General features: G+C 64.9%; 20 protein-coding genes. 9 read left to right on the top strand and 11 right to left on the bottom strand.

All coding sequences use genetic code 11. The annotated features are described in order from the left end of the window. The 3 genes from BUB39_RS21840 (at position 1) to BUB39_RS21830 (ending at position 2026) form a co-directional block, all read left to right on the top strand. Positions 1-1029 carry a peptidoglycan -binding protein gene (locus BUB39_RS21840; protein ID WP_073057996.1) on the top strand — a complete coding sequence of 343 codons (1029 nt, stop codon included), beginning with the start codon at positions 1-3 and terminating at the stop codon, positions 1027-1029. A 32-nt stretch (positions 1030-1061) separates the two neighbouring features. Then, positions 1062-1538 (top strand): GNAT family N-acetyltransferase, encoded by a 477-nt coding sequence (locus tag BUB39_RS21835; protein WP_073057994.1) that lies wholly within the window; start codon positions 1062-1064, stop codon positions 1536-1538. A gap of 107 nt (positions 1539-1645) precedes the next feature. After that, positions 1646-2026, top strand: coding sequence for a DoxX family protein (locus BUB39_RS21830; RefSeq protein ID WP_073057993.1), 381 nt, complete (start codon positions 1646-1648; stop codon positions 2024-2026). Between the two features lie 19 nt (positions 2027-2045). On the opposite strand, the gene BUB39_RS21825 is transcribed toward BUB39_RS21830, so the two are convergent. Then, on the bottom strand, positions 2046-3839 hold the full coding sequence (locus BUB39_RS21825; RefSeq protein ID WP_073057991.1) for an ABC transporter transmembrane domain-containing protein: 1794 nt from the start codon (positions 3837-3839) through the stop codon (positions 2046-2048). A 233-nt stretch (positions 3840-4072) separates the two neighbouring features. Here BUB39_RS21825 and rpmE point away from each other — a divergent pair, with 233 nt between their 5' ends. Next, on the top strand, positions 4073-4297 hold the full coding sequence (gene rpmE, locus BUB39_RS21820; RefSeq protein WP_073057989.1) for a 50S ribosomal protein L31: 225 nt from the start codon (positions 4073-4075) through the stop codon (positions 4295-4297). Between the two features lie 90 nt (positions 4298-4387). Here rpmE and rcdA read toward each other — a convergent pair whose 3' ends face one another. Then, complete coding sequence (rcdA, locus tag BUB39_RS21815) at positions 4388-4915, bottom strand: protease adaptor protein RcdA (RefSeq protein ID WP_073057987.1); 528 nt, start codon at positions 4913-4915, stop codon at positions 4388-4390. A 248-nt stretch (positions 4916-5163) separates the two neighbouring features. Continuing rightward, positions 5164-5355, bottom strand: coding sequence for a DUF1192 domain-containing protein (locus BUB39_RS21810; RefSeq protein ID WP_073057985.1), 192 nt, complete (start codon positions 5353-5355; stop codon positions 5164-5166). Between the two features lie 93 nt (positions 5356-5448). Between BUB39_RS21810 and BUB39_RS21805 the strand changes: the two genes are divergently transcribed. The 3 genes from BUB39_RS21805 to BUB39_RS21790 all read left to right on the top strand — a co-directional run bounded on the left by BUB39_RS21805 (position 5449) and on the right by BUB39_RS21790 (position 8039). Next, positions 5449-6456: an NAD(P)H-quinone oxidoreductase gene (locus tag BUB39_RS21805; RefSeq protein ID WP_073057983.1), complete on the top strand. Its 1008-nt coding sequence runs from the start codon at positions 5449-5451 to the stop codon at positions 6454-6456. A 48-nt stretch (positions 6457-6504) separates the two neighbouring features. Further along, positions 6505-6729 carry a DUF2171 domain-containing protein gene (locus BUB39_RS21800; RefSeq protein ID WP_073057981.1) on the top strand — a complete coding sequence of 75 codons (225 nt, stop codon included), beginning with the start codon at positions 6505-6507 and terminating at the stop codon, positions 6727-6729. 590 nt (positions 6730-7319) lie between these two features. Continuing rightward, the gene (locus BUB39_RS21790; protein ID WP_073057978.1) at positions 7320-8039 is read left to right on the top strand and encodes a DUF1013 domain-containing protein; all 720 of its coding nucleotides are present in this window, start codon (positions 7320-7322) and stop codon (positions 8037-8039) included. Positions 8040-8058: 19 nt separating this feature from the next. Here the strand turns inward: BUB39_RS21790 and BUB39_RS21785 are convergent, their stop codons facing one another. Beyond that, positions 8059-8844: an SDR family NAD(P)-dependent oxidoreductase gene (locus BUB39_RS21785; RefSeq protein ID WP_073057976.1), complete on the bottom strand. Its 786-nt coding sequence runs from the start codon at positions 8842-8844 to the stop codon at positions 8059-8061. 227 nt (positions 8845-9071) lie between these two features. Here BUB39_RS21785 and rpsU point away from each other — a divergent pair, with 227 nt between their 5' ends. Beyond that, a complete protein-coding gene (gene rpsU, locus BUB39_RS21780) occupies positions 9072-9305 on the top strand; it encodes a 30S ribosomal protein S21 (RefSeq protein ID WP_073057974.1) in 234 nt (77 codons plus the stop codon). A 141-nt stretch (positions 9306-9446) separates the two neighbouring features. After that, positions 9447-10307: a tetratricopeptide repeat protein gene (locus BUB39_RS21775; RefSeq protein WP_084527840.1), complete on the top strand. Its 861-nt coding sequence runs from the start codon at positions 9447-9449 to the stop codon at positions 10305-10307. A 101-nt stretch (positions 10308-10408) separates the two neighbouring features. Here BUB39_RS21775 and BUB39_RS21770 read toward each other — a convergent pair whose 3' ends face one another. The 7 genes from BUB39_RS21770 to BUB39_RS21740 form a co-directional block, all read right to left on the bottom strand. Then, positions 10409-10930: a GNAT family N-acetyltransferase gene (locus BUB39_RS21770; protein WP_073057973.1), complete on the bottom strand. Its 522-nt coding sequence runs from the start codon at positions 10928-10930 to the stop codon at positions 10409-10411. 102 nt (positions 10931-11032) lie between these two features. Beyond that, the gene (locus BUB39_RS21765) at positions 11033-12436 is read right to left on the bottom strand and encodes an NAD(P)(+) transhydrogenase (Re/Si-specific) subunit beta (protein ID WP_073057971.1); all 1404 of its coding nucleotides are present in this window, start codon (positions 12434-12436) and stop codon (positions 11033-11035) included. A 10-nt stretch (positions 12437-12446) separates the two neighbouring features. Beyond that, positions 12447-12941, bottom strand: coding sequence for a proton-translocating transhydrogenase family protein (locus BUB39_RS21760; protein ID WP_073057969.1), 495 nt, complete (start codon positions 12939-12941; stop codon positions 12447-12449). Then, positions 12941-14101, bottom strand: a complete 1161-nt coding sequence (locus tag BUB39_RS21755) for a Re/Si-specific NAD(P)(+) transhydrogenase subunit alpha (RefSeq protein ID WP_073057967.1) — start codon at positions 14099-14101, stop codon at positions 12941-12943. The genes BUB39_RS21760 and BUB39_RS21755 overlap by 1 nt, the downstream gene beginning before the upstream one ends. An 88-nt stretch (positions 14102-14189) precedes the next feature. Then, entirely contained in the window at positions 14190-14315 is a 126-nt protein-coding gene (locus tag BUB39_RS21750) for an aa3-type cytochrome c oxidase subunit IV (RefSeq protein ID WP_073057965.1), read from the bottom strand. Between the two features lie 84 nt (positions 14316-14399). Next, positions 14400-14726 (bottom strand): YnfA family protein, encoded by a 327-nt coding sequence (locus BUB39_RS21745; protein ID WP_073057963.1) that lies wholly within the window; start codon positions 14724-14726, stop codon positions 14400-14402. Next, a complete protein-coding gene (locus BUB39_RS21740) occupies positions 14723-16075 on the bottom strand; it encodes an ABC1 kinase family protein (protein WP_073057961.1) in 1353 nt (450 codons plus the stop codon). The genes BUB39_RS21745 and BUB39_RS21740 overlap by 4 nt, the downstream gene beginning before the upstream one ends. Between the last annotated feature and the right edge of the window lie 9 nt (positions 16076-16084).

The raw sequence follows: 16084 nt of genomic DNA, 5'->3' as shown, positions 1-16084 counted from the left end.
TTGGCCGTACGCGCCCGCCGCCGCGAGGCGAGAAGCGATGTCTGGCCCGCCTTCGTCGACGTCCTCTCCAATCTCCTGCTGGTCTTCATCTTCCTCTTGTCGATTTTCGCGCTGCTGCAGTTCCTGCAGACGCGGGAGATTAGCGGCAAGGACACGGTGCTGAACCGTCTCAATTCGCAGATCGCGGAGCTGACGGAACTCCTTGCGATGGAGCGCTCCAACAAGCAGGAGCTCAACGACGAACTCACGAGCATGCGCGCCTCGCTGGGTGCGGCGGAGAGCGAGCGCGACCGTCTCAAGGGCGCCGCCGACAGTTCCTCGCAGGCCGCCAATTCGGCCGACGGCCAGATCGCCATCATCACCAAGGCGCTCGAGAACGAGAAGGTGGTGAGCCAGAAGGCGCTATCGCAGGTCGAGATCCTGAACCAGCAGATCGCGGCGCTGCGCCGCCAGATCGCCGCTCTCGAAGATGCGCTCGGCGCCTCGGAAAAGCGCGACCAGGAGAGCCAGACCCAGATCGCCGATCTCGGCAAGCGTCTCAACGTCGCCCTCGCCCAGCGTGTCCAGGAGCTGTCGCGCTACCGCTCGGACTTCTTCGGCCGCCTCCGCGAAATCCTCGGCGACCGTCCGGATATCCGCGTGGTCGGCGACCGCTTCGTCTTCCAATCCGAAGTGTTGTTCCCCTCCGGCTCCGACGAGTTCAACGACGCCGGCAAGGTCGAGCTCGACAAGCTCGCCGACGCCATCAAGCAGCTTGAAGGTGAGATTCCTCCTGAGATCGCCTGGGTGCTGCGTGTCGACGGTCACACCGACGCGCGCCCGCTCTCGGGCACCGGCCGCTTCCGCAACAATTGGGAGTTGTCGGCTGCCCGCGCTATTGCCGTGGTGCGCTATCTGATCGATCGCGGCGTCTCGCCCCAGCATCTGGTCGCCGCCGGCTTTGGCGAGTATCAGCCGCTGGAGCCCGGCGACAGCGACGAGGCGAATGCCAAGAATCGCCGCATCGAACTGAAGCTCACGGAGCGCTAGTCGGAGCGGCTCGATCCGGAGGCGTCATAGTCATGGATCAGTCAAGCAGCCCGATCGAGATCGTCCGCTGGGGCGACCCAGACTTGCCGCCCGGTCTCGACGCTCTTCTCCAGGAAGCCGTCGAGACGGATCATGAGTGGGTCGCGGACTTTCGGCCTGCCTGGGAAGCCGGCGCATTTGCCGGCGACGGCGAGGCGCTGTTCGTGGCGTTTGGCGGCGGCGCGCTGCTGGCGATGGCAACGATCAGCGCCGACCCCTTTGTTGAGGACAAGGCGACCGGGCGGCTCCGCTTCATCTATGTCCGCGTTGCGGCGCGCCGGCGCGGCATTGCCGAAGGGCTTGTCGCAGCATGTCTTGGCCGCGCGCGTGGAACCTGGCGGAGGCTCCGTCTCCACACCGACAATCCCGTCGCCGCCCAGCTCTATGAGCGCTATGGCTTTCGCCCAGCGGCCGGCGAATGGCGCGCCACGCACATTGCCGACATCGCGCCACTGGCACGATGGCCGTAGTGCGGTTGGGCGTGAAAGCGCGAACACTGCGTCAACCGGAATGAGCATTTTCTATCTTGGCGAAGGGATCATGCTTCCGCCCAGTTGAGCCTCCGGAGACAGCTTTCATGGCCACCCTTGCCGCCCCTTCCCGCGTAACGACGATCGTCATCTGGATCCTGCGCATCCTGCTGGCGGCGCTCTTCCTCTTTGCAGCCTTCATGAAGCTCTCAGGGCAGACGATGATGGTCGAGGAATTCGGCATGATTGGCCTCGGCCAATGGTTCCGCTATTTGACCGGCCTTCTAGAACTCATTGGAGGAATTGCGCTGCTGGTACCGGCGGTGTCGGTCCTCGGCGCCGTTCTCCTGCTCTGCGTCGATGCCGGCGCATTTCTCGCGCAAGCTTTCGTGCTGCATGGCGACGTCGTCCACACGATCGTCATCGCGGCTTTGCTGCTCGTACTGATTTATCTTCAGCGTGAACGCCTCAAGGCCTGGCTGCCCTGATCGCGGGCTTGCCCTGATCTCAGGCCGCGTCGGCGCGGAACTGCAACCGCGCCAACCGCGCGTAGAGGCCGCCTGCGGCAACAAGCTGCTCGTGGCGGCCCTCCTCGACGATCCTTCCGCCATCCATCACGAGGATGCGGTCGGCCTTGAGGATCGTCGCCAGGCGATGGGCAATGACGATTGTCGTTCGACCAGCCATGAGGCGGTCGAGCGCCTCCTGCACGGCCGCCTCGCTTTCGGCGTCGAGCGCACTGGTCGCCTCGTCGAGCAAAAGAAGCGGCGCGTCCCGCAACAGGGCGCGGGCGATAGCGATGCGCTGGCGCTGGCCACCCGATAGTGTCACGCCGCGCTCGCCGAGTTCGGTCCCATAGGCCTCCGGCAGGGCAGCGATGAACCCGTCGGCATGCGCGGCGCGCGCGGCAGCGCGGATCGCCTCAGGCGTGGCCGCCACGTCGCCAAAAGCGATGTTCTCGCCCGCAGTAGCGGCAAAAATTGTCGGGTCCTGCGGAACGATCGCGATCTGGCTTCGGAGCGCGAGCGGATCGAGCCCAGCAAGGTCGATCCCATCGAAGAGGACGCGGCCGCTTGTCGGGTCGTAGAAGCGCAGGATCAGGTTGAACAGGGTCGACTTGCCGGCACCGGACGGGCCGACGACAGCGATCCGCTCGCCGGGGCGGATCGCGAAGTCGATGCCGGTGATCGCGGCCTCGCGGCCACCCTCGGGATAGCGGAACGACACATTCTCGAACGCGATCGCCCCGCGCGCAGGTTGTGGCATCGGCAGGGGCGATGCAGGCGCGGCGATGCTGGCGCGCTCGTCGAGGATCTCCGATAGCCGCTCGGCTGCCCCGGCGGCATTGGCGATATCGCCCCAGACCTGACTGAGTTCGCCGAGAGCCCCCGCGCCGATCACGGCGTAGAAAAGGAACTGGCCGAGCGTTCCCGGGCTCATCCGGCCGGCCAGTACGTCCTGCGCGCCCCACCAGAGGATCGCGACCATGCTGGAGAACACCATGAAGATGCCGAAGGCAGTCAGCGCGGCGCGGGCGGCCGTCGATTGGCGCGCCGCGGCAAAGGCCGACTCGACTGCGCCGGCGAAACGACCGGTAACGGCAACCTCGGCCGTCGAAGCCTGGACCGTGCGGATCGCGCCGATTGCCTCGCTGGCATAGGCCGAGGCATCCGCCAGCATGTCCTGTGCCTTGCGCGAACGAACCCGCACCCTGCGGCCGAATCCAACCAGCGGCAACACCACCACGGGAAGCGCGACCAGAACCAGTGCCGAAAGCCCGGGGCTGGTCACCACCATCAGCCCGATGGCGCCGATGAACATCACGATGTTCCTGAGCGCGATCGAGACATTGGCGCCGGCGACGGCCTTGATCTGCGTCGTGTCAGCCGTGAGGCGCGACGTGATCTCGCCGGAACGGTTGCGATCGAAGAAGTCGATGCCGAGCGAGGCGAGATGACGGAAGACGTCGGCCCTCAGATCCGCCACCACACGCTCGCCGAGCCAGGTGACGAAGTAGAAGCGGAGGCTGGACGCGGCGGCCAGAACCGCGACGACCGCGATCAGCGCCAGGAAATAGGTGTTGATTGCCGCGGCGTCGTCAGCGTTGAAGCCATGATCGATCATCCGCCGGACGGCCATCGGCACGGTCAGTGTCGCAGCGGCAGCGGCGATGAGCGCGAGCGCGGCGCCGGCCAGTTGCGGCTTGTAGCGCAGCACATAGGGCACCAGCATCCGCAGCGGCTTCAACGCGCCGCGCGAGCGATTCGTCGCCTCCCGCCGCCGGTCGTCGCGGTCAGTCATGTCGCTTTCGATCCCTCGCGCGGCCGGCGCCGCTCCTCCGGCTTAGTTGCATGAGGGATTCGGCCGTTTCAAGCGCGCGTCCGCTCTTGTGCGTCCGGAAGGGGTGGGCTATATCGTCGCCCCGATAGAGCGGTCGCCTGTGCGCGGCCGGCTTTCCCATTCATGTGGCCGTACGGGCGCCAGGCCCGGCCGGCAAAGCGGTCCTGATGCGACCGGTTTCGAAGGACCGAGCGATGAAGAAGAGCATTCATCCTGACTACCACGCCATCACGGTCGTGATGACGAACGGCACTGAGTACCAGACCCGGTCGACCTATGGCGAGCAGGGCGCAAAGCTTCAGCTCGACATCGATCCGTCGACGCATCCGGCCTGGACCGGCGGCAACCAGACGCTGCTCGACCGCGGCGGCCGCGTCTCGCGCTTTAACAACAAGTTCAAGGGCTTCATCGGCGGCTGATCATCAGTCCCGAAGTCCAGAAATGAAAAACCCCGGCGCCTGCGTCGGGGTTTTTCATTTCGAACAGCTGGATTTTGGAACGTCGCCTAGCTATTCGCCGCCGCCAAATGCGCGGGCGAGCCGTCCGATCTGATAACCCACGGGATTATCAGCCGGGGCCTCCGTCGGAGCGCCGGAAAGCGCGTCGTCGAGCCGCACGACCCGATCCTGCAGTCGGATGGACCGCTCGATCAACGAACGCAACCGCGCCGGAAGTTCGTCCCAGGCCGGGCCGGTGATGGAGGAATTGTAGCCCCGGAGGCGGACCTTCGCCTGTTCCTGGCCGGCCTGTTCGGCGGTCATCTCGCCGTCGTTCACGGCGCGCTGCAGCAGGAGCCATGATGCGATCTGCATCAGCCGCGTCGTCAGGCGCATCGATTCGGTCGCATAGCCGAGAGAAGCGGCGCGCATCAGGTCGCGCGATTCGGAGCGGCCATCTCCGTCGAGATACGCAGCCGTCTCCTCGACCAAGTCCATGCCCTCGCGGAACAGCGTCTTGAACGTCTCGGAATGCGCGAAGCGCCGGCCGAAAACGATCGGCGCGACGTCGTCCTCCTTGGTGGAATTATCGTTGCTCATCGCGCCTGCCAATCTCCCGAGCCGCCCTCAGGCAGCCAAATTCTTCGGCGCAGCATGGCAGCGAACCGCTAAGGGATTCCTGCCAGCCGCGACACGTGGCCGAGCGAACAAAAAAAGAGCCGCTTCTGGCACGGCTCTTATAGGTCAACAGGGAGGGAGAGAAACAGAGCGGACAGGCCCCGCTCCAGTCCGGAGAACCGGACACCCCATATAATCGACCGTAAAGGTTAATGCTTTGCTAACATTCTTCAGCTCTTGAAAAAGGATGAGGCTGCGTGGCGCGAGGCAGTCTTGCCCTCGATCGCCGCGCGCAGCCGGACGATCTCGGCTTCGAGCAGCCCAACCCTTTCCTGCAATTCATCGATGGAGAGGGCCGAAACGTCCTCGCCGAGCCGGTGCGGCAGCGGCTTCTCCTTGGCTGGCTCATCGAACAACGCCATCGTGGCACCTCCTGCGCTTGCTTCGAGACCTTCTGGGACGGAGACTAGCAACAATGTTCGCCCCTTGCAGCGACGCCGATGAGGACAGCCCGCATGCCCGACCTTCCCGCCACAATGGCCGCCATCGCGATTGAAGGCGCCGGCGGACCCGAGGTGCTTCATCTCGTCGATCGGCCCCTTCCCCGCCCCGGTCCAGGTGAAATCCTGATCAAGGTCGCGGCTTCAGGCGTCAACCGGCCGGACACCTTCCAGCGCCAAGGACTCTACCCGCCGCCAAAGGGCGCATCCGACCTGCCGGGACTCGAGGTTTCCGGCCAGGTCGTGGCTCTCGGATCGGGCGTTATCGGCCATGCGATCGGCGACGCGGTAACAGCCCTGCTCGCGGGCGGCGGCTATGCCGAATATGCCGTGGCGTCATCCGGCTGTGCCCTTCCCATCCCAGCCGGCCTGTCACTGGTCGAGGCTGCAGCGCTGCCGGAAACGGTGTTCACCGTGTGGCACAACGTGTTCGAGCGCGGTGGCCTCGTCGCCGGCGAAACGCTGCTGGTGCATGGCGGAACATCCGGAATCGGCACGATCGCGATCCAGATCGCAGCGGCGCGCGGTGCGCGGGTGATCGCAACAGCCGGCTCAAGCGACAAGTGCACGGCCTGCATCAACCTCGGCGCCTCCGTGGCGATCAACTATCGCGAGGAGGATTTCGTGGCTGCGACCAGGGCAGCCACCGAGGGTCGTGGCGCCGACGTCATCCTCGACATGGTCGGCGGCGACTATGTCGCCCGCAACATGGCGGCCGCGGCTGAAGATGGCCGGATCGTACAGATCGCGTTTCTCGGCGGATCGGAGATCCAGTTCGACGCGCAGCGCCTGATGACACGGCGCCTGACCTGGACAGGATCGACATTGAGGGCACGACCTGTGGCCTTCAAGGAACGGCTCGCTGCAGCGGTCCATCGCGAGGTGTGGCCGCTGATCGAGTCCGGCCGCGTCCGTCCGGTGATCGATGCGATGCTTCCGCTTCGCGAAGCGGCAAAGGCGCATCAACTTATGGAACGTTCCGGCCACATCGGGAAAATCATGCTCCTCACCGGGAAGCCATGAAACCAAGCCGTCCTTCGCGCATTGAACTTTGTTTGAAGGAGGGAGGCCATGATCAATTCGAATATGATCCTCAGCAGGATGCAGGTGCTGGATTCGCGCGGTAACCGCGTCGGGTTCGTCGACCGCGTGCTTCCCGATAACGAGATCAAGCTGACGCGGCGCGATTCTCCCGACGGACTCCACCACTATATCCCGCTCGACTGGGTGTCAGAGGTGGACAGCGCCGTTCGTCTCAGCAAGTGCTGCGCCGAAATCTTTCGTGACCGCGTCTGAGCAAGACGCCCATCAGTCGATGCCGCGCGTCGGCGGTGCCTTCATAAATGGTCATCCGAGCGCAGCAGCGTGATCATGCCCTCAGAAGGCCGCTTCTTGCCACTGCACTTCGTAACGACGCGTGAATCAGGTATGGAATACAGTGTCTGAGTTCCTGAAGAACAAGGAGGAACGGAATGCAACGCCAAAATACGTGGATTTGGGTGGTTGTCGTCGTCGTCGTGATCGTGATCGCGTGGTTCTGGTGGCAGTCCCGCAGCACCGTCGCTCCGCCGCCTCCGCCGCCGGCAGCGACTGAGACCGCACCGGCGCCTGCCCCGGCCACACCGGCTCCTGCGACTCCTGCCCCGGCTGAACCGGCGCCCGCACCCGCGACGCCTGCTCCGGCCAACTAAGAAACAGCTTTCGACGATGACGGGCGCGGCTTGGCCGCGCCCGTTGTTTTTGACGCTGGCGCCGATGCCATCGCCGCAAGCAGCCGAATAGTTTGATTCAAAGGGTCCAGGGGTCTATATAGCCGGCATACCCCGTCAATCAGACGAAATCCTGCTCCTCCGGCGGACAACCGGGCGAGCGATCAGGAGAGACTTATGTCGAACATCCCGCTGATGCCGAAGGCGACCGCCGTCTGGCTCGTCGAAAACACCTCGCTCGGGTTCGACCAGATCGCCGAATTCTGCAAGCTGCACCCGCTCGAAGTGAAGGCGATCGCCGATGGCGAAGCCGCACAGACGATCAAGGGGCTCGATCCGGTCCTGACGGGTCAGCTCACGCGTGAAGAAATCGACCGCGCCCAGCGCGATCCGAAATACAAGCTGAAGATGGCCGAGACCAAGGTTCGCGTTCCCGTTCAGAAGCGCAAGGGCCCGCGTTACACGCCGGTTTCGCGCCGCCAGGACCGTCCGAACGCCATTCTGTGGCTGCTACGCAGCCATCCGGAGCTGAAGGACGCCGCCATCATGCGTCTGGTCGGCACGACCAAGCCAACGATCGACTCGATCCGCGGTCGCAGCCACTGGAACTCGACCAATCTCACGCCGATGGACCCGGTGACACTCGGTCTCTGCTCGCAGATCGATCTCGATTTCGAAGTCGAGAAGGCCGCGAAGAGCGCCCCGCCGCGCGAAGTCGGTGCCGATGGCGAGACGCTGCTGCGCCCCGAGGAGACGACGGCTGCCGACGCGCTCGCCTCCGCAGCGCTCCGTTCCTATCGCCCGGAAGAGCCGAAGGAAGACGAACTCGACGCCGACGCAGTCTTCGCGAAGCTGAAGTCGCTGAAGGGTCCGGTCGAGGACGACGAGGACCTCTAGTAAGAACGTCCCGCCGCCCTCAATCCTTGACGGCGACGGTGTAATTGAGCGCGAGACGGCCGCCATCGGCGTAGATCGTCTCGCCCGTGATATAGCTGGCATCGTCCGATGCCAGAAACGCGGCGATGGCGGCGATTTCCGAAGGCTCCCCGATACGGCCGAGCGGCGTCCGCGACAGAAGCCGCCGCTTCGCTTCGGGATCGCTGTTGACGCTGGCAAGAATATCCGTCGCGATCGAGCCGGGGCCGATCGCATTGACGCGGATGCCGCGCGGCGCGAGCGAGACGGCCATCGCCCGCGTGAGCTGCATGAGCCCGCCCTTCGAGGCCGTATAGGGCACCTGGTTTGGCAGGCCGAAGACTGCATTAACCGATGTCATGTTGACGATCGCACCGGCTGTGCCGCCGGCGTCGACCCGCGCAGCCATGTGGCGCGCCACCGCCTGTCCGCACAGGAATGCGCCTTTCAGGTTGACGCGCAGCACGCGGTCGAAATCTTCTTCGGCGACATCGAGAAAATCACCACCTGCGACGATTCCGGCATTGTTGACGAGAATATCGATCTCGCCGCCGAAGGTCATTGCGGCCGCGACGAGATTGGCGACGTCGTCGCGATCGCCGACATCGCAGCGCACAAAACGGCAGGCCCCCTCCGCGCCGAGGCGCTGGACCGCCGCTGACCCTGCGTCCTCGTCGATGTCGGCGATGACGACCCGCGCGCCCTCCTGAAGAAAGCGTTCGGCAATGGCGAAGCCGATTCCCTTTGCGCCGCCGGTGACGATGGCCAGTTTGTTCTCGAGCTTCACAGTGTCATTCCTTTACCCGGATCATGCGTCAGCAATGACACATAGCGGCTGAGACGGCTCAAAAACACCGAAAATCCGCGCTTTTCGTCCCGCAGACGCTTTGACGCCCTTTGCGGCTTCTGCTATGAGAGCCCCCGAATTCGGGACAAAGGCCGCAGATTTGTTAGCGAAGCGCGCCTGACGTTCCCGCAAACCCTACCGATCGGATCAAGACAGGACGCAACCGCGTGCAGATACTCGTTCGCGACAACAACGTCGACCAGGCGCTCAAGGTCCTCAAGAAGAAGATGCAGCGAGAAGGCATCTTCCGCGAGATGAAGCTCCACGACTTCTACGAGAAGCCGTCCGTGAAGCGCGCTCGTGAGAAGGCCGAGGCCGTTCGCCGCGCCCGCAAGCTGGCGCGCAAGAAGGCCCAGCGCGAGCTCGGCATCGTCGCGGCGCCGAAAGCGAACAAGCACTGAGACTGGCGGCCGACTTTAGTCGGCGCCATCCTTTCGCCCTTCCGCTAAGGTCATAAGGGTAACGAGCCCGCAGGCGCGGTGTTCGTTGCCCTTTGCTCGTCTTCATCCTGGCGCCTGGACACACCGAATGAGGAGCCGCCCATGAACGTCTCGATGCTGATGCTGCGCCGACCGGGCGGATCGAGAACTGCGGGCCATTTTATCGGTGGCTCGCTCATCGCCCTCGCCCTCGCGGGCTGCCAGTCCGGCTTGCCAGGCCCGGAAGCGGGCATCGACCCGGCGATCGCCTCGCCGGCCAATATCGCCTCACTGAGCGCGGTCGTCAGCCAGAGCCCGAACGACGCCTCGAGCTACAATGTGCGCGGCACGGCCTATGGCCGCGCTGGCCGCTATGAGGACGCCCTCGCCGACTTCAACAGGGCGATCCAGCTTAACCCGAACTTCTACCAGGCCTACTCCAATCGCGCGCTTGTCGAGCGGCGCATGAAGCAGGACCAGAAGGCACTGGCGGACTACAACACCGCGATCCAGCTCAATCCGAACTACAGCGACGCCTATGTCGGCCGTGCCAATCTCTATCGCTCGCAGGGGCAGGTCGATCTGGCGCTGGCCGACCTGACGCGCGCCATCCAGCTCGAGCCGAACGACCCGAAGGGCTATTACAACCGCGCTCTGATCTATCAGAGCCAGAACCGCCATGACGACGCGATCCAGGATCTGACCGCCGCGACGACCTATGCGCCGAACACGGTCGATCCCTATCTCAGCCGCGGTCTCTCCTATCTCGCGATGGGCGACTACAAGGCGGCGCTTGACGATTTCAACATCGCCGTCCGGAAGGACAAGCAGTCCTATCTCGGCTGGACCTATCAGGGTCTCGCGCTCGAAAAGCTCGGCGAGCCCGGCAAGGCGCATGATGCTTTCGCCCGCGCCCAGATCATCAATCCGGGCTACGTCCCAGCCCGCGACGGCATGCGCCGCACGGCTCCGAACGGCGCCTGATACACGCTGCTGACTGGCCGGTAGTCGTCTCCCGCGGCTCTGTTCGAGCCGGCATGACAGGCCCGCCAAGAGCGCAGGCCCAAGAGCGCACGCTCGACCGGCTACGCGCGGAAATCGAGGCGCAGCAAAATCTCGTCGATGAAGGCGCCCTCGACCATGAGCGCCGCCGGGTGGCGCGCATAGGCTTCAAACCCGAGCACGCTATAGAGCGCCCCGGCATGATCGTTGCCGACCGAAACCGCCGCCTCGAGAATGGCAACATGGCGGCGTGCGTGATCGATCACCGCCTCAACGAGACGGCGGGCAACCCCTCGCCCTCGCACAGCAGGGTCGACATAGACGCCCCAGAGTTGGCCGCGATGGCGCGCCTTGTCTCCGTCATGCCTGAAGAAGCCAGCGAGACCCACCAGCCGCCCTTCGACAAAGGCTCCAAAAACGGCGTTGGGTGCCGCGTCAAGCAGCGCCCGAACCGTCTCGATCGGACGCGCCACCTCCTGAGCCGGGCTGGCCCCAAAGGCCGTCGGCGCGTTGATGAGACCGGCAAGGCGCAGGGCGCGAAATGCTTCGGCATCCGGCGCACGGAGCTGCCGCAGCTCGAACGATGCGATAGCCGGATCACCCATCTGTCGGACCTCCACAGGTGCGGAACTTGCGCATTCAGCACGCCCTCAAAAGCAAACGGCCACCCGAAGGCGGCCGCTTGTCGGAAGGAGGCGGCCCTTCGTTCAGTCGAGCGACTTCACGATGCTCTCGACCATCTTCTTCGCGTCGGCGAAGAGCATCATGGTGTTGTCCTTGAAGAACAGTTCGTTCTCAACGCCGGCATAGCCCGAGCCCATGCCGCGCTTGATGAAGAGCACTGTCCCCGCCTTCTCGACATCGAGAATTGGCATGCCGTAGATCGGCGAGGTCTTGTCGGTCTTCGCCGCCGGATTGGTCACGTCATTGGCGCCGATGACGAAGGCGACGTCGGCCTGTGCGAATTCCGAGTTGATGTCCTCGAGTTCGAACACCTCGTCATAGGGAACATTGGCTTCGGCCAGCAGCACGTTCATATGGCCCGGCATGCGCCCGGCCACCGGATGGATGGCGTATTTCACCTCGACGCCGGCATGCTTCAGCTTGTCGGCCATTTCGCGCAGCGCGTGCTGGGCCTGCGCCACTGCCATGCCATAGCCAGGCACGATGATGACCTTCGAGGCGTTCTTCATGATGAAGGCCGCGTCCTCGGCCGAGCCCTGCTTCACAGGACGCTGCTCGACCGCGCCGCCAGCGGCTGCAGCCTGCTCGCCACCGAAGCCGCCGAGGATGACGGAGATGAACGAGCGGTTCATCGCCTTGCACATGATGTAGGAGAGGATCGCGCCCGAAGAGCCGACCAAGGCACCCGTGACGATGAGCGCGGTGTTGCCGAGCGTGAAGCCGATGCCCGCCGCCGCCCAGCCGGAATAGGAATTGAGCATCGAGACGACGACCGGCATGTCGGCGCCGCCGATCGGCACAATGATCAGACCGCCGAGGACGAGGCTGACGAGGACGATCAGCCAGAACAGCGTCGGGTTGCCGCTCGAAACCAGCGCGATGATCAGCACGACCAGCAGCGCGGCGAGCGCGATGTTGATCAGATGCCGCATCGGCAGGATGATCGGCTTGCCAGACATGTTGCCGTTGAGCTTCAGGAAGGCGATCACCGAGCCGGTGAAGGTGATTGCGCCGATCGCGACGCCGAGGCTCATTTCGAACAGCGCCTGGCGGTGGATGTCGCCAACCTCGCCGATCCCGAAGGCAGCCGGCGCATAGAGCGCGGCGGCGGCGACCATGACGGCGGAGAGGCCGACCAGCGAGTGGAAAGCGGCGACGAGCTGCGGCATCGCGGTCATCGCTATACGGCGGGCGATAACCGCGCCGATGCCGCCGCCGATGCCGAGGCCAAGGATGATCAATGCCCAGGCGGTCGCGCTCGATGGCGCGGCGAGCACCAGCGTCGTCAGGATGGCGATTGCCATGCCGACCATGCCGTAGAGGTTGCCCTGCCGCGACGTTGCCGGGCTCGAAAGCCCGCGCAGAGCCATGATGAACAGGACGCCGGAGACGAGATAGAGGACGGCCGTGATGTTGGCGGTTGTCATGGCGCGATCCTCACTTCGTCTTTTTCTTGTACATCGCCAGCATGCGGCTGGTGACGAGGAAGGCGCCGAAGATGTTGACGCTCGCAAGGATCAGCCCGACAAAGCCGAAGCCCTGGGCAAGGCCATGGCCTGCCGTATTGCCGACTGCGTCCACGCCCACCGCCAGCAAGGCGCCGACCACGATCACCGAGGAGATCGCATTGGTGACCGACATCAACGGCGTATGCAGTGCCGGCGTCACCTGCCAGACGACGTAGTAGCCGACGAAGATCGCGAGAACGAAGATCGAGAGGCGGAAGACGAAGGGATCAATGGCCCCGCCCGTTGCCGCGTGAAGCGCAAGGCTGGTGGCATCCGCCAGTCCGCCATCGCCCGGCACGCCGGCCTGGGCGGCATATTGATGGGCAGCGCGGGCAGCCTGCTGGGCGGCCTCGGCAGCCGCGGTCGCGGCATCGGCGGCCTGCTGGGCGACGGCAGCCGCCTGTTCCGGCGTCAAATTGGCCATCAGAGGCTCCCTTCGTCCGCGGTGACGGTCTTCGGCTTGAAGGCAGGATGCACGACCGCACCGTCGCGCGTCAGCACCGTCGCCCTGACGAGTTCATCATCCCAGTTGACGGCCAGTTCCTTGCTCGTCTTGTCGACCAGCGTCTCCAGGAAGGCCGCAAGGTTTTTCGCGTAGAGCTGGGACGCCGTGGCCGCGATGCGGCCGGCCACGTTGAGGTATCCGACGATGCGGCGTCCATCGAGATCGACGACTTCACCGGGCTTGCTGCCCTCGACATTGCCGCCGCGCTCGACCGCGAGATCGACCAGCACGGCGCCAGGCCGCATCGAGGCAACCATCGCCGCAGTCACGAGGCGCGGCGCGGCGCGTCCCGGGATCAGGGCGGTCGTGATGACGATGTCCTGCTTCTTGATGTGTTCGGCAACGAGCGCCGCCTGCTTGACCTGATATTCGGGCGACATCGGCTTTGCGTAGCCGGTCGCCGTTTCGGCCTGCTTGAACTCCTCGTCCTCGACGGCGACGAACTTCGCTCCGAGGCTCTCGACCTGCTCCTTGGCGGCCGGGCGGACATCGGTCGCCGTGACCACCGCGCCAAGACGCCGGGCGGTCGCAATCGCCTGCAGACCCGCGACACCGGCGCCCATGACGAAAACGCGGGCCGCCGGAACAGTGCCGGCGGCGGTCATCATCATCGGCAGCGCGCGATCATAGGTCGAGGCCGCGTCGATCACCGCCTGGTAGCCAGCGAGATTGGCCTGGCTGGAAAGGATGTCCATGACCTGCGCGCGGGTGATGCGCGGCATGAACTCCATGGCGATCGCCGTGATGCCGGCTTCGCCCATGGCATTGACCGCATCCTCATGGCCGTAGGGGTCCATGGTCGCGATGACCAGTGCGCCAGATTTGTAGCCGGGCAGCTCGCTTTCGAGCGGTCGGCGAACCTTCAGCACCACATCGGCATCAGCAACGGCTGCAGCCGCGTCCGGCGCAATCGTCGCGCCAACGGCTTCATAATCAGGATCCGTGATGCGCGAGGCGAGGCCAGCGCCGCGTTCGACGGCGACCGTGGCGCCGAGCGCGATGAATTTCTTGATCGTCTCGGGCGTCGCGGCGACGCGCGTCTCCCCGCCGTCGATCTCCGCCGGTACACCGATCTTCATGAATGGTCCTCGATGTTGGAAACGGACGGCAACCGTCTCTTCCGGATGCCGGCCGGCCAACACCGCGCCGGCGCGGCAGCGCGTTCTGTCAGAGCAGGAACAGCGCCATCAGGATCAGGATGACCACGACGGCGATCGTGCCGTATTTCGTCAGCCCGATGAAGAAGTGATAGGTGCGGTCATGTTCCGCGTAGTCCATGGGGCTTTCGGCCATCGGATCGGGCTCCTCGACTGAACTCAGGCTGCCCGGGGCTATAGCTCAGAAGATAACGCCTCGCAATCCGCCACGCTGACGCGCTCAGTTCGCGCGGGGTGCCCAGAGGATCACCGCGGCGCCGACCAGCGCGATCGCCCCGCCAATCAGATCGAAGCGATCCGGGCGGATGCCTTCGACGGCCCAAAGCCAGGCCAGAGACGCCGCGATATAGACGCCGCCATAGACGGCGAATGTCCGACCCGCGCTGGCGGCCGGCGTCAATGTCAGCAGAAATGCGAAGAGAACGAGCGCCCCGAGGCCAGGCAGTAGCCAGCCGAGCGACGCGTTGGCGCGGAACACGCTCCAGAAGGCGAAGCAGCCGGCAATCTCGGCGAGCGCTGCCGCACCATAGAGAAACGGCGATATCAAGCCAGTCCGACGCCGCCCAGCGCCGCCTGCTGGCGAAGACCGAGCAGCCGCGCGTCGAAGCCGTCCAGCGTCTCCATGAACAGGCGATGGAAATTCAGCTCTGCCCGCAGATGCAGGAACACCGCGCCGAGCCCGATGGCGGCGCGGTCCATGAAGACGAACTCGCGCGGCACCGTCACCGGCCCCTTCTCTTTGAGCACCTGATGAACGCGGAAGGCCTCGCGGCGGCCATATTCGGCCGGCGCCACACCGTCGGCGATGGTGCGGACACGATCATCAAGCAGCGGGGCATAGATGAAGCGCGCCCAGATGTTGAGCGCATCGATCAATTCATTGGAAAGACCAACGAAGCCCCAGCTCTCATAGGCAGCCACGACCCGCGCCCGGTCATCCTCGAGCAGACCGTGGAAAAGATTGACGACGCCGTCGACGAAGACCGGCGGGAAGATGCGGATACAGCCATAGTCGAGCAGGTTGATGCCGCCCGCGACGCCATCCTCCTCGAAGACGGTGTAATTGCCGAGATGCGGGTCGCCGTGAATGACGCCGTAATGGGCGAACGGCGACCACCAGGCCTGGAACATCGCAGTCGCGATCCGGTTGCGCTCCTCAAGCGAGCGATCGCGGAAGTCCAGCAGCCGTCCGCCCTCGAGCCAGGTCAGCGACAGTAGCCGCTGCGTCGACAAATTGGGCTCGACCTCCGGTACGCGCACCAGCGACTGGCCGTCGAGCATGATCTTGTAGAGCAACGCATGGCGCGCCTCGCGGCCGTAGTCGAGCTCCTCACGAATGCGGGCGCTGATCTCCTCCAGAATCTGGCTGGTATCGATCGAGGCATCGATGCGCCGATAGACCGAAAACAACATTCTGAGCTGCGTCAGGTCAGCCTCGACGGCCGACTGCATGTCCGGATATTGCAGCTTCACCGCCAGCGCGCGGCCATCCTTGCCGACCGCCCGGTGCACCTGGCCGAGCGAAGCCGCCGCGGCAGGCTGGCGATCGAAGGAGCCGAAGCGCTGCTCCCAGTCAGGACCAAGCTCGGCCTGCATCCGCCGCCGCACAAACGGCCAGCCCATCGGCGGCGCGTTGGACTGGAGCTGCGATAGCTCGGCTGCATATTCGGGCGGCACGAGATCCGGCACCGTCGAGAGGATCTGGCCGACCTTCATCAGCGGCCCCTTGAGGCCGCCGAGCGCCGCCGCCAGTTCGCCGGCGTTCTTGCCCTTATCGAGGCTGGTTCCGAACAGCCGCGCGCCGGCCACCTTGGCCGCGACCCCGCCGACATTCACACCAACGCGGGCATAGCGTGACAGTCGGCCAGAGAGGCGATTGCGTTCGGAATCGGACATGAGAAGCGG

Origin of the sequence: Kaistia soli DSM 19436 (assembly GCF_900129325.1) — a bacterium.
GTDB lineage: Bacteria > Pseudomonadota > Alphaproteobacteria > Rhizobiales > Kaistiaceae > Kaistia > Kaistia soli.
This window is presented reverse-complemented; position numbering and strand designations above follow the sequence as displayed.